This is a genomic window from Roseburia sp. AF20-18LB (assembly GCF_003461185.1).
Lineage (GTDB): Bacteria > Bacillota > Clostridia > Lachnospirales > Lachnospiraceae > Roseburia_C > Roseburia_C amylophila.
Genome location: NZ_QTWP01000007.1, coordinates 29977 through 43368, shown reverse-complemented (window position 1 = coordinate 43368; position 13392 = coordinate 29977). Strand labels below are relative to the sequence as shown.

Below are 13392 nucleotides of genomic sequence, written 5' to 3'. Positions count from 1 at the left end.
TTTTCTCCCGTGTATTTTTTTAAACCAATTCTATCATGACATAAGAGGAAGAATTGTGCAACAGATATAAGGAAGATTATTCTTTCATCACTAACCATCTGCATTTACTGAGGGCTTTTCCGAGACACAGGTAAATAATATAGAAAAGGATGCCGATGAGGAAAGTGGCAGCTGCCCAGCGCAGATGCTTAAACAGGTAAATATATGGATGCTCATAGAGCAGGGTAATCCAGTCCTGTGTATTCCAGAGACTGTAAGCAAAAGCATTATCATGTAAAAGATAAACCATAAAAGTGGAAGCTCCCACAAAATTAATCATGCGGCTGCATGGAATATGGATGCGCCGGAAGATTTCAAACAGAGAAAGTCCCACAAGAATCGGAATAATGCTATAGTCTGAAAAGGAAGGAATCTTCTGGATAAAAATGTCTTTGCTTTCATTTAAAAAGTAAGTCTGAATATTGGTCTGTGTTACATTATAAGCAGAAATGTAAATAAACAGGAAGGAAACTGCAATAATCAGATAGAGGCAATAAGTTCTGATTTTCCCAAATGGATTGTAAAGGTGGATAAAACCGCCCAAGGCATATAAGAAAATACCGGTCAGCAGTGTCCGGAGTCCGTTAGCCAGGGAATTTGCCATACTTCCGGTCCAGCGGAACTGGATAAATGCAAATAATACAATCAGAAAGGTAAAATATTTCTGCTTGTCCAGTTTTGCCAGAAACTTGTTTAAAAAGAGGTAAGCGATTACTATAATGAAGAAATAGTAGCCCACAAACCAGGACATACTGTTAAATTTATTGATGTTGACCAGTTTTAAAAAGACACTGTCAGTCATGCGGTACCAGAAGGAAGATACCAGTGTCAGGGAAACTGCGGCAAAACCAAGCTGTAACAGCAATTTCTTGGAAATTTTGGCAAGATTAATTCCGTTTCCCTTTGAAACCATAAAGTATCCGGAAATCGTAATGAAAATAACATTTCCGATTTTTCCCATTGGAGCAAAGGTGGAAAGAAGCAGGAGCTTCTTATAAAAAACAGGTTCACAGAACAGTCCGTTATTCATACGCAGCATGGAAGCAGTGTCTGTTAACTGTACCTTCACGCAGTGGTCAGAAATATGAAAAATAATAATCATAAACATAGCCAGAATACGCAATAATTCAATGTTGGAACTTCTGGTTTTAGCTGGTGTCATGTTGTCTAATCTCCTAATCCTAAAATGAAATACCATGCTATTATAATACAGATAGCTTTAAGATGCCACTATTTCCAGCAAAAGTGTGTTATAATGAGCAGTGCCGGTCAGGGAAAAGGCAGCAGGTTTGGCTTGCAAATAACCTGCTGCCTTTTCCCTGACTGATAGTGCGAAGCACGTACATCGAGAAAATCTTTGATTTTCGAGAGGGCACTGCTGGAAATGTGCTAAGCAGTAAAAAATGAGATAAAAAAATACCCCCCACAGAAAGGAATCCACATATGGCAAAGGAAAAGATAGATGAGGGACTGATAGGAAATGAAAAAATCGAACAGGCAATTGCCGGCTTGCAGCAGGAGGCAACACCGGAGCAGTTAGCCCATACACTGACGGTAATCCGCCGGCGGATGCAGGAAGGCGGTCAGGTGATTGTGGCAGTGGAACCACCGAAGGGTGGAAGCCAGATGCTGCTACAGGCGATTGAGACAGATGGTAAGACCTGGTGGGCAGCCTTCAGCAGCTTTGAAGAAGAATTAAAAGGCGGCGGAAGTGTGAAATCCACATTCTTAGCGGATATAGAAAAGCTTTTTCAAGGAGCATTGCAGGCAGAGGGAATCGAAGGAGTCATTTTAAATCCGTGGAACCGTACCATAATGCTGGATAAGAATCTGATACAGATTGTGCTTGGCAGCAGATAGATATGTGGATAAGGAAACGTCAGAGAAGAAAAAGAGTGGAAAGAAGGAAAGAAAAATGAATTATGCAAAATGTATCGAACAGGCAAGAGGGAGGATTGGAAATTATTGTAAGGCATGTGTAGAATGCAACGGACGCGCCTGCCGGAATCAGATGCCGGGACCCGGTGCAAAGGGAATTGGCGATACTGCCATGCGTAATTATGATAAATGGAAAGAGATTCGTGTGCAGATGGACACTATTGCAGAAAATGCTCCGGTGGATACTTCGCTGAAATTATTTGGAAAAGAGTTTAAATATCCGTTCTTTGCAGGCCCGGTAGGAGCGGTGAATCTGCATTACGGAGACTGTCTCAATGACATTTCCTATAATGATATTCTGGTATCGTCCTGTGCGGAATGCGGCATTGCAGCTTTTACCGGGGATGGTACAGACAGTAATGTCATGGTGGCAGCTACAAAGGCAATTGCCAAAGAACAGGGACTTGGAATCCCAACGGTAAAGCCATGGAATCTTGAAATCATCAAAGAAAAAATGGCACTGGTGCACGAAGCGAAAGCCTTTGCGGTAGCCATGGATGTAGATGCAGCAGGCTTGCCGTTTCTTAAGAATTTGGAGCCGCCGGCAGGCAGCAAGACCGTGGAAGAACTGCGGGAAGTGGCAGAGTTTGCCGGAGTTCCGTTTATTGTAAAAGGAATTATGACGGTAAAAGGAGCTTTAAAGGCAAAAGAAGCCGGGGCTGCCGGAATCGTGGTATCGAACCACGGTGGCAGGGTATTAGACCAGTGCCCGGCAACAGCAGAAGTCTTAGGTGGGATTGCGGATGCAGTGAAAGGCTCCATGAAAATTCTTGTAGACGGTGGAATCCGCTGTGGAACGGATGTATTTAAGGCAATTGCCTTAGGTGCAGATGCGGTAATTATCGCAAGACCGTTTGTGACAGCGGTTTACGGCGGCGGCAGGGAAGGCGTAGCGTCTTATGTTGCCAGGATAGGAACCGAATTAGAAGATACCATGAAAATGTGTGGCGTACACAGTCTGGCAGAGATTACAAAGGATTGCATATGGACAAAAGCATAGAGTGGAGCATGAAAACAAGAGAAGAAATATTAGCATACGGACTGTCTTTCCCGGACACCTATCAGGAGGCACCATTTCATGACCGGAACTGGCAGCTGGTGCGCGTAAGGGAAAGCAAAAAGGTATTTCTCTGGACTTATATGCGGGATGGATTTCTCAATCTGAACGTAAAAGCAGACCCTCAGTGGAGAGATTTCTGGCGGAGTGCCTATCCTGCGGTCATTCCGGGGTATCATCAGAATAAGGAACACTGGAATACCATAATCGTGGATGGCACAATCCCGGATAAAGATATCTGCCGCATGATAGCAGAAAGCTATGATTTAGTAACGGACAGCCCTACCAGACGGATTTATGAAGCAGTAAAGAAAATTCCGAGAGGACAGGTGGCAACCTATGGACAGGTGGCGGAGCTTGCCGGAAACAAGCGGATGTCAAGAGCTGTGGGAAATGCCCTGCATAAGAATAAAGACCCGGAAAACATACCCTGTTACCGGGTGGTAAATGCAAAAGGAGAGCTTTCCGGATCCTTTGCCTTTGGCGGCGAGAATGAACAGGCACGCCGCCTGATGGCAGACGGTATAGAAGTAGTGGACGGAAAAGTAGATTTAAAATGTTTCGGAATGAAAATAGAGAAAACGGATTAAGTTACTGGAACATTAGAGAACCTTTTCTCCGGTTAGCGGGTCCGTGATTTCTAACAGGGCTAAAATCAGTGCCATACGGACATATTTTCCGTTCTGTACCTGTTGGAAATAAGCGGCGCGCGGGTCGGAATCCACATCAACAGAGATTTCATCGACTCGTGGAAGCGGATGTAAAACCGGCATATCGGAAGGAGCCAGTTCTAATTTTTCTTTATTTAAAATGTAGGTATCTTTTAACCGGATATAGTCTTCCTCGTTGAAGAAACGCTCTTTTTGGACACGGGTCATATAGAGAACATCCAGCTTTGGAAGTGTTTCCTCTAAGTCAGAGACTTCCCGATAGGTGCTGTGGGAAGGCTTTAAGGTTCTTTCAATCATATAGTCCGGAATGCGGAGTTCTTCCGGAGAAATGAAATAGAATTCGTTACCCGGATAGCGTACCAGACTGTTTACCAGGGAATGAACGGTTCTTCCGAATTTTAAATCACCACAGAAGCCCACCGTCAGGTGGTCAAGCCGTCCCTTGCGCTGGCGTATGGTTAATAAGTCAATCAGGGTCTGGGTTGGGTGATAGTGTCCGCCGTCACCGGCATTAATGACCGGAATGGTTGCATACATAGAGGCGCAGAGCGGTGCTCCTTCTTTTGGATGACGCATGGCAATAATATCTGCGTAGCAGCTTACTACCCGGACGGTATCGGCAACGGTTTCTCCTTTGGTAGCACTGGACTGTTCCGCACCGGCAAATCCCAGTGTCTGACCACCAAGACTTAACATGGCGGATTCAAAGGACAGTCGGGTTCTGGTGCTTGGCTCATAAAAGAGTGTAGCAAGCTGTTTCCCTTCTGCAAGGTGGGCATAAGCCTCTTTGTGGGTACCAATCCGGTCTGCAAGATCCAGAATACGGGTTGTTTCTTCTTCCGTAAGGTCCAGTGGACTGATTAGGTGTCTCAAAGCCATTCCCCCTTTATCATGTATTCATTTCGTTCTGCACCAGTGGAAATAAACTGGATATCGCAGTCTAAAAGGCGTTCTAATGTTTCGATGTATAATCTGGCATTTTCCGGTAAATCTTCATATTTGCGGCAGGCAGAAATATCCTGTTTCCAGCCCGGAAGCATTGTTACAACCGGAGAGAAGCTATCGATATTTTCGGTAGGGTCGAAGACGGTTGTGGTCTTATGATTTCTTTCATAAGCAGTAATGACAGGGATTTCTGTCAGGGAGCTTAAAACATCAAGCTTCGTTAAGGCAATTTTATCTGCATGCTGGCATTTCAATCCATAACGGCTGGCAACGGCATCAAAAGGTCCGACTCTACGTGGACGGCCGGTGGCAGCACCGTATTCATTTCCAAATTTACGAAGGATGTTGCACCAGTCTTCGGACATGGCTCTTTCTGCTACGAAAGGTCCGGCTCCCACACAGGTGGAATATGCTTTTAGGACACCCACAACATGGTCTAGGGATTCACCCGGGATACCGGCTCCAATCGGACCATAGGCGGAAATGGTGGAGGAACTTGAAGTGTAAGGGAAAATACCATAATCGATATCACGCATGGCTCCAAGCTGGGCTTCCAAAACCACCTTTTTATGGCTGGCAAGAGCATTTTCCAAGAAGCTTCCGGTATCGCAGATATAAGGTGAAAAAAGGGAAGCCTGTTTTTCACACCAGGACAGCAATGCCGGATAAGACATCGGCTCCTGATGATAACTGCCTGCCAGTTCCAGATTTTTGGATTCCAACATGGTTTTTATCCGAACCTGGACATTTTCTTCTTTTAAATGAAGCAAATCACCAAGACGCAGTGTTTTCTTCCGGTATTTATCGCTGTATGCGTAAGCAATGCCGCGGCGGGTGGAGCCGAAGGCAGCACCGGATTTCTCAAGACGTGTTTCTTCCAGTTCATCCTGAATCCTGTGCCATGGCATGGAGATGGTGGCACGTTTGGAAAGTTTTAAATGTTCCGGAGTAATAGAAATACCGCGGCTTTCGATATCTTCAATTTCATGGGTGAGGTGCTCTAAATCAATGACCATTCCATCCCCCAGTACGCATACCACATTGGGATGCAGAATGCCGGACGGCAGAAGATTTAAGACAAATTTTTCCTGTTTGGTTACAACGGTATGACCGGCATTGTTGCCACCCTGATAACGGACAACGACATCTGCATGTTCTGCAAGCAGATCAATGACACGTCCTTTTCCTTCGTCTCCCCAGTTAATTCCTGTTACGGCTGTAAGCATATCGATTCTTCCTTTCTGTAATCATGTATAAAATAAATAATTTTAAGCGTATAAAATTTATCAGGTGCAGTACCGGAAAGTCCGGTCGGTAAGTATTCTTGCAAAAATAAGTCCCAGCGGCAGGGCGATAATAATCATTATGGCAATGGAGAACCAGGAAACCGCTTCCGTTAAGGACATAATGCCAAAGTTATAGAAGGCGCGGTAAAGATATAGTCCCGGAACCATAATTACAATGGAAGGTACGGTTAAAGAGATTCGCGGATATCCATTGTTTTTCTTAATAAAGGATGCCAGCAGACCGGCGGTCAGTGCACCGATAAAGGCAGCAGCAGCGGCTGGAATTCCGGTAAAGTCAACCAGTTCCAGACGTAAGGTATTGGCAACGGAGCCAATCAGTGCAGCAGTAGCTGCCATGGGAATGGAACTGTTAAACATAATAGAGAATCCAAATACGCCGCAGAAGCTTGCAATTAACCGCAGAACCAGCCGTGAAACATCACTGAGATTTACAGAGGTAAAGTCCTGAGGCTGAAGTCTAAGCAGCATTGCCATAATCCAGGCAAACATGGTAGCCACAAGAACAATGATGATGGAATAGGTCAGCCGCTCCAGTCCGGAACGAAGATCCAGTTTCGCAAGGTCAATGCCGCTTGTGATAAATGGAAAGCCCGGGATAATAAACAACATGGAGCAGATGTATCCGGCTTCATGGACTGCCGGAACATGGAAAAAAATTTCGGCAGCCTTTAAGCAGATGGCATACATAAGGCAGGCGGCGGAAATAGAGACCGCAATATTTAAAAACAGCGTAAAATGATGTTTGATTAATTTGGTTCGGATGACATTTCCGATACCGGCTGCAATAAATGCCAGAATCATTTCCACAGGGCCTCCGCCCAGAAGAAAAGTAAATGCGCAGCAGGCTAAGGCTGCCGCAAGTCCCAGTTTGGCGGGAGAATAAAGGGCGTGGATTTTTTCGATTTTATCCAGCCGCTTATGGATTTCCTCGCCGGTTAAATGGGCTTCTTCCTTTGGAAAGCTTTCTACGAATTGTTCCATGCGGTAAAGTTTGGAGGTGTTGACGCCGGTATTGGCGATGCTTAAGGACTGGGAGACACAGTCCTTTCCATCAAAGCAGTTAAATTCGATGGACATAAGACCTACATCTACCGTACAGGTAACTCCCAGTTCCTTTGACAGCTTATTCATGGAAGTACGGACACGCCAGGCTCCGGTTCCACAGGATAACATGATTAATCCCACACGTCCGATGACCGAGGCTTTTTCAATCAGTCCCGCCTGGGCAATCAGTACGTTGCTGTCATCACTGGCATAATCATGCCAGGGTATTTCCATATGATTTTTTTCCATAATATCAATATATGAAGTAGGGGAAGATGCACTCTTATTCATAAATAATCGCCTCAGCTTTGGCAATATGCCGTTCCAGATTCTTTAAGAAGATGGAATTTGGAAGGAAAATGCCGATTTCATCATATTTTTCATCATGTTCCACAAGAGAATCCTGTCCGTAGAAGACAAATGCCATTGGAAGCTCTTTCTCTAATTTCAGTACAAGGTCGAAGATTGCAGAGTAGGCTTCCGCTTCGGTCTCCTTCTGTTTTATGGTATCCGGAAGCTCCCGGATGAGAAGCACCCCATGGCTGCGTTCTAAGACAAGCTGTCCAATGGTATCTTCACCGGTATAAGCGTGGCTGTACCGGTATGCCTGGGAAAAATACATATTCTTTGGTTCCCCTAAATCGCGGTAGCTCTCAAGAAAATGCTGATAATCCTTATTGTGAATATCGCCACAATACTTTGGCAGAAGTCTGCCGGTATCATCGGTCATAATTATCGGATTTTCTTTTCCATCTGCGTTGAAACGGTAGGGAATCAGATAGGAATTCCTCAGTAAATCGAATAGGGTATTCTGGCAGATAGCCATAAGAAATGCCGATAAATCTTTATTTTGATAAGCATCAAAAAGAGCTTCTGAAAAATCCTGTGAAGAAAGAGAAGAATCAAATTCATCATTACAGAATAAATAATTGCAAAAAGTTTCCTGAAGTCTTTCACAGGCCCATGGGTCATGCAAAATCTTTTCAAATAAAACGTCTGCTCTTTCTTCACGAGGGAAAAATGTTGAATTTTTCATAGAAAATATGCGCTTCCTTTCTGCTTTATAGCATTCGTAAAGAGCTGCCGGTGGCAGCTCCTTGTAGGGTTTGGGTGGAGAAATGTAAAGGGGTTGTTTCCCTTAATTTCGGCTTGATTATACTATTGCATTGGGAATAAGTAAAAGCTATAATTGATATAGCAGAAATAATAAATTGATATGGTGAAAATGTATGGATATAAATTTTGAATATTATAAGATTTTTTATTATGTGGCAAAATACAGTAATTTTACCAGGGCTGCCAATGCCCTTGGCAACAGTCAGCCTAATATCACAAGGGCAATGAACGGACTGGAGCAGCAGCTTCACTGTACGCTTTTTGTCAGGACGAACCGTGGGGTACAGCTGACACCGGAAGGGGAGAAGCTGTATACCCATGTGTCGGCAGCCATGTCGCATCTCTGGGCGGCAGAAGAGGAACTGGCAGACAGCAGTGGACTTGCCCATGGAAGCATTTCTATTGGAGCCAGCGAGACTGCCCTTAACATATTTCTTTTGGATAAGCTGAAAGATTTCCATATGAAATATCCGGGAATCCGGTTGAAAATTTATAATCATTCAACACCTCAGGCAATTGAGGCAGTAAAGAGCGGACAGATAGATTTTGCAGTAGTGTCTGCACCGGCAGAAGTAGAGCAGCCACTAAAAAAAGTTAATCTGCGGACATTCCGGGAGGTACTGGTGGGTGGAACAACATTTACCGCACTGGGCAGTCAGGAGCTTTCCCTAAAGGATTTAAAGGATTATCCGTTAATCTGTCTGGGAAAAGAAACCATGACATTTCAGTTTTATAATAAGCTGTTTTTGTCTTATGGGCTGGCACTGGAGCCGGATACAGAGACAGCAACCACAGATCAGATACTGCCACTGGTAAAGAGTGAGCTTGGTCTGGCTTTCATCCCGGAACCGATGGCAAGAGAGGCCATCGAAAAACATGAAATCGTACAGATTTCTCTTTCGGAGACGATTCCAAAAAGAAATATCTGTATGGTATACGACAGTCAGCATCCTTTAAATGAGGCGGCGCGTCAGTTAAGAAAAGTCATTTTAGAAAGCAGGTGAGCATATGACACTTCAGCAGTTACGCTATATTACAACCGTGGCAGATACCGGAACCATCACGGAGGCGGCGAAGAAATTATACATTTCCCAGCCCAGCCTTACCAACGCCATCCATGAGCTGGAAAAGGAGATGGGCATTACCATTTTTAATCGGACGAATAAGGGAATCTTTATTTCCAGGGAAGGGGAAGAATTCTTAGGATATGCAAGGCAGGTATTGGAGCAGACCACCATCTTAGAGGATAAATATAAGAAAAACGGTGGCGGAAAAAAGCAGTTTTGCGTATCAACCCAGCATTACTCTTTTGCGGTAAATGCCTTTGTGGAGCTGGTAAAAAAATACGGGCAGGAGGAATATGATTTCAGCCTGCGGGAGACCCAGACCTATAAGTTAATCGAAGATGTAGCGCAAATGAGAAGTGAAATCGGAATCCTTTTCTTAAATGATTTCAATGAAAAAGTGATTATGAAAATATTGAAATCCTCCGATTTGGAATTTCATCTGTTATTTGTGGCAGAACCCCATGTTTTCATCAGCAGGCATCATCCGCTGGCAAAGAAGAAAATCATAACCAATGAAGAACTGGCAGAGTATCCGTATCTTTCCTATGAGCAGGGGGAACACAATTCCTTTTATTTCTCGGAAGAAATTTTCTCCTCTTTTGAGCGGAAGAAAAATATCCGCGTCAGTGACCGGGCAACCTTATTTAATCTTCTGATTGGTTTAAATGGTTATACGGTGTGCAGTGGAATCATTGACCAGAAATTAAATGGCGAAGATATTATCGCAGTGCCGCTGGCAGATGAAGGTGATATGAGAATCGGATATGTGACCCACCGGAAGGGAATGATAAGCCGGTTAGGGGAAACCTACCTTGAGGCATTAAAGAAATATATTACAGGAGAACAAAGAATATGAGCCAAAGAAAGTAATTTTCCAATCAAAAAATGGACTGGTCATAGGTTAAAACTATGGACAACATTTATTTTTATGTATTTTTCAGAATGAGGAACTCCAATTATAATGAGGGAAATCAATTCACAGGAAATGGAGAAAATCAGAATGAAGAATTTAACAACACCGTTCCGATACGATTATGTAGGAAGTTTTTTACGTCCGGAAAAATTAAAGAAAGCCCGTGCTGACTTTGAAGCAGGGAAAATTACCAGAGAGCAGTTAAAAGAGGTAGAGGATGCCTGTATTTTAGAACTGGTCGCAAAGATAAAGGAGCTTGGATACCATGTGATTACCGATGGGGAGTTCCGCAGAGCCACCTGGCATCTGGACTTTATGTGGGGATTCGATGGAATCGAGCATAAGAAGACTGTAGATGGAAATACAACCTTTGACGGCGAAGCAGCAATGATAGATGACACTTTCATGGTGGGAAAGATTTCCATAAAGAATCATCCATTCGTTGAGCATTTCAAATTTGTAAAAGCACTGGAAGATGAGAATACCATAGCAAAGCAGACCGTTCCATCTCCAGCCCAGTTCTATGCTTATTTCACCGGCGCAGAGCTTTTGGATACAACTCTTGAAATTTATGGAACAGAAGAAGCTTTTGCAGAGGATGTCATCAGGGCATATGGAGAATTTATCGAGGAAATCTATGCAGCAGGCTGCAGAAATCTTCAGTTCGATGACTGTGTATGGGGTGGACTGGTAAATCCGAAGCTTGCCGTTGCACTGACCGGAAGAAGAGGCGAAGCATTGGAAGAATATAAGAAGGTTATCCTTGCACTAAATAATAAGGTAGTAGAAGAGGCACCGGCTGATCTGACCATCAACACCCATGTATGCCGTGGAAATTATCATTCTACTTTCTTCAGCTCCGGCGCATATGACGGAGTAGCAGAGTTGTTATTCGGAGAGGAGAATGTCAATGCTTATTATCTGGAATATGATGATGAGCGTTCCGGTGGTTTCGCACCGCTGGCAAAAATAACCGGCAATAAGAAGGTGGTATTAGGACTTGTTACCACCAAGATACCGAAGCTTGAAGACAAGCAGTCAGTCATTGCAAGAATAAAAGAAGCGTCCAAATATGTTCCGTTGGAAAATCTCTATTTAAGTCCACAGTGTGGATTTGCCTCCTGCGAAATCGGTAACAAGCTTACGGAAGAAGAACAGTGGGCGAAACTGAAGCTTGTCAAGGAAATCGCAGAAGAGGTCTGGGAAGCTTAAAAAATCATTACCACAATTCCAAGAATTACCAGGATGACACCGGTAACCCGGTTCAGTGTCTTTGGGGTGGCTTTATTGGCAAAGACAGCGGCAATTCTTGCCCAGATTAAGGTAAATACAATGCACAGAACCCAGACGGTGACATCCGGCAGTCCGCCGATGGCAAAATGGGAAAAGGCACCGGTAAGTGCGGTAAAGGCCATAATAAATACACTGGTTCCAACAGCAGTTTTCAGTTCATATCCAAGTACAGAGGTCAGGATTAAAAGCATCATCATGCCGCCTCCGGCACCAACAAAGCCGCAGATAAAGCCAATCAGCACACCACAGATTATGGACTGGATGGCACGTTTCTTTGCAGAAACGGCAGACATGGATTCTTTCGTGGTCATAACCGGTTTTACGATAAATTTGATTCCTAACAGAAAGGTCATGAAAACGGAGAAATTTCCCATGGTGGCAGAAGGAACAAGGCTTGAAACATAGCTTCCTACTACGGTGAAAAGCAATACGCTGACCATCATAATCAGACCGTTTTTAATATCGAGGTTCTTATGCTTTCCATATGTATAGGCAGAAATGGCACTTGCCAAAACATCGGAAGAAAGCGCAATGCCGACTGCCATATATGGGTCAATGCCTAGAAAATGAATAAGCAGCGGACTGATGACAGCAGCGGCACTCATGCCGGCAAAACCGGTTCCAAGTCCGGCACCCATGCCCGCAAAAAATGTAACAAAAATCGTAGTTAATAAATCCATTTTAGGATACCTCCTCTAAAATCATATCCAGCGTTGTCTCCATCTGTGCCATTCCTTTAAAAAAGGCATCTTTCGTGGCATCATCCAGATCGGCAATCAGCCGGTCGGCAAAATCCTGCTGCAGAGCCTGTCCCTTTTTTATAACAGGGGCAGCTTTTTTTGTACATAGAAGCTGTGTCTTCCGGCGGTCGCCGGCAACCTCTTTGCGGCTGAGATAACCGTCTTTCACCAGCCGGTCTACATTGACGGAGACCAGATTTGCCTTAATCTGGCGCACTTCAACAATATCTCTGGCAGTTGAATATTCCGGATTATTTCCTAAAAACATCAAAATATCAAAAGCAGTCTGCGGCAGATGCAGTGACTGGCACAAAGGCTTACATACCGCAGTGTAGGCAGCAGACATTTTTCTTGCAAATGCAATACCTGTATTCATGTAAGAGTCCTCCTGATGAAAATGCTTCAAAATAGAATAGTTCAAAATTGAAATATTTATTTTGATGGTATACTAGCACCGGAAGGAAAAAATGTAAAGTGAACTGGAAATAATTTTATAAAAAGTTTATGATATAGTGAGCGCAAGCGAGCCATAGGGAGCCTGCTCACTTTTGGCGAACGGCGAATATTGATCATGGGCTGGTTTTGCACATGATATAATGAACGCAAGCGGGAAGAATGCGAGGAAATACAATGAATAAGCAGGAAATTTATGAATACCTGAGTCAACAGCATATCTGGTACGAAGTGACAGAGCATAAAGCTGTTTACAATATGGAAGATTTATCAGATGTGGAAATTCCCTATCCACAGGCAGATGCCAAGAATCTTTTTGTACGTGATAATAAGAAGCAGAATTATTATCTGATTACAGTGCGAGGGAACCAGAGGCTAGATTTAAAGGCATTTCGAAAGGCAAATGGAACGCGTCCGTTAAGTTTTGCCTCGGAAGAAGATTTAACTGAGAAAATGGGACTGCAGGCGGGTTCGGTAACGCCGCTTGGAGTACTCAACGATGAAACATGCAGCGTGAAGGTATTTGTGGATGCTTATTTTCTGGAAAATGATGCATTGATTGGAGTACATCCCAACGAGAATACCGCTACTATATGGATGAAGACAGAGGATTTGCTCCGTATCATCCGGGCACACGGAAATGAAGTCCATTGTGTGTCGATGTAGAGAAAATTATCCGGAGAAGCTAATGGCATGACAGTCTATGATAAAATGGCTGAAATGTAGTAAAATAGGGCTTTTGAACAATACATTATAATCTGATTCCGGCGTTTGCAAGCCAAGTGTTATACAACAATCATGCAATTATG

General features: G+C 43.8%; 14 protein-coding genes. 7 read left to right on the top strand and 7 right to left on the bottom strand.

All coding sequences use genetic code 11. The annotated features are described in order from the left end of the window. Positions 1 to 76 precede the first annotated feature (76 nt). Entirely contained in the window at positions 77 to 1201 is a 1125-nt protein-coding gene (locus DWX65_RS11835) for an acyltransferase family protein (RefSeq protein ID WP_158561852.1), read from the bottom strand. 281 nt (positions 1202 to 1482) lie between these two features. Here DWX65_RS11835 and DWX65_RS11830 point away from each other — a divergent pair, with 281 nt between their 5' ends. From DWX65_RS11830 to DWX65_RS11820, 3 genes are read left to right on the top strand one after another with little or no spacing between them, the layout of a single operon-like run. Further along, complete coding sequence (locus DWX65_RS11830) at positions 1483 to 1899, top strand: SseB family protein (RefSeq protein ID WP_022242721.1); 417 nt, start codon at positions 1483 to 1485, stop codon at positions 1897 to 1899. A 55-nt stretch (positions 1900 to 1954) separates the two neighbouring features. Next, complete coding sequence (locus DWX65_RS11825; RefSeq protein ID WP_118173530.1) at positions 1955 to 2977, top strand: alpha-hydroxy-acid oxidizing protein; 1023 nt, start codon at positions 1955 to 1957, stop codon at positions 2975 to 2977. Positions 2978 to 2985: 8 nt separating this feature from the next. Next, complete coding sequence (locus tag DWX65_RS11820; protein WP_117697952.1) at positions 2986 to 3624, top strand: methylated-DNA--[protein]-cysteine S-methyltransferase; 639 nt, start codon at positions 2986 to 2988, stop codon at positions 3622 to 3624. 12 nt (positions 3625 to 3636) lie between these two features. On the opposite strand, the gene pyrB is transcribed toward DWX65_RS11820, so the two are convergent. From pyrB to DWX65_RS11800, 4 genes are read right to left on the bottom strand one after another with little or no spacing between them, the layout of a single operon-like run. Further along, entirely contained in the window at positions 3637 to 4578 is a 942-nt protein-coding gene (gene pyrB / locus DWX65_RS11815) for an aspartate carbamoyltransferase (RefSeq protein WP_330408263.1), read from the bottom strand. Continuing rightward, positions 4575 to 5876, bottom strand: a complete 1302-nt coding sequence (locus DWX65_RS11810; protein WP_117697880.1) for an adenylosuccinate synthase — start codon at positions 5874 to 5876, stop codon at positions 4575 to 4577. Before DWX65_RS11810 ends, pyrB begins: the two co-directional genes overlap by 4 nt. Before the next feature lie 60 nt (positions 5877 to 5936). Beyond that, positions 5937 to 7292: a threonine/serine ThrE exporter family protein gene (locus tag DWX65_RS11805; protein ID WP_117697879.1), complete on the bottom strand. Its 1356-nt coding sequence runs from the start codon at positions 7290 to 7292 to the stop codon at positions 5937 to 5939. Further along, complete coding sequence (locus DWX65_RS11800; protein ID WP_117697878.1) at positions 7285 to 8037, bottom strand: DUF4866 domain-containing protein; 753 nt, start codon at positions 8035 to 8037, stop codon at positions 7285 to 7287. Before DWX65_RS11800 ends, DWX65_RS11805 begins: the two co-directional genes overlap by 8 nt. A gap of 193 nt (positions 8038 to 8230) precedes the next feature. On the opposite strand from DWX65_RS11800, the gene DWX65_RS11795 reads away from it, so the two are divergent. From DWX65_RS11795 to DWX65_RS11785, 3 genes are all read left to right on the top strand, one after another. After that, positions 8231 to 9121 carry a LysR family transcriptional regulator gene (locus tag DWX65_RS11795; RefSeq protein WP_117697877.1) on the top strand — a complete coding sequence of 297 codons (891 nt, stop codon included), beginning with the start codon at positions 8231 to 8233 and terminating at the stop codon, positions 9119 to 9121. A gap of 4 nt (positions 9122 to 9125) precedes the next feature. Then, the gene (locus tag DWX65_RS11790) at positions 9126 to 10040 is read left to right on the top strand and encodes a LysR family transcriptional regulator (protein ID WP_117697876.1); all 915 of its coding nucleotides are present in this window, start codon (positions 9126 to 9128) and stop codon (positions 10038 to 10040) included. A 144-nt stretch (positions 10041 to 10184) separates the two neighbouring features. Beyond that, positions 10185 to 11309, top strand: a complete 1125-nt coding sequence (locus DWX65_RS11785; protein WP_117697951.1) for a 5-methyltetrahydropteroyltriglutamate--homocysteine S-methyltransferase — start codon at positions 10185 to 10187, stop codon at positions 11307 to 11309. Here DWX65_RS11785 and DWX65_RS11780 read toward each other — a convergent pair. Continuing rightward, positions 11306 to 12070 (bottom strand): sulfite exporter TauE/SafE family protein, encoded by a 765-nt coding sequence (locus DWX65_RS11780; protein ID WP_117697875.1) that lies wholly within the window; start codon positions 12068 to 12070, stop codon positions 11306 to 11308. The genes DWX65_RS11785 and DWX65_RS11780 overlap by 4 nt on opposite strands. 1 nt (position 12071) lies before the next feature. Beyond that, positions 12072 to 12506: a MarR family winged helix-turn-helix transcriptional regulator gene (locus DWX65_RS11775; RefSeq protein ID WP_117697874.1), complete on the bottom strand. Its 435-nt coding sequence runs from the start codon at positions 12504 to 12506 to the stop codon at positions 12072 to 12074. A 254-nt stretch (positions 12507 to 12760) separates the two neighbouring features. Between DWX65_RS11775 and DWX65_RS11770 the strand changes: the two genes are divergently transcribed. Continuing rightward, positions 12761 to 13249 carry a prolyl-tRNA synthetase associated domain-containing protein gene (locus DWX65_RS11770; protein ID WP_117697873.1) on the top strand — a complete coding sequence of 163 codons (489 nt, stop codon included), beginning with the start codon at positions 12761 to 12763 and terminating at the stop codon, positions 13247 to 13249. Positions 13250 to 13392 lie beyond the last annotated feature (143 nt).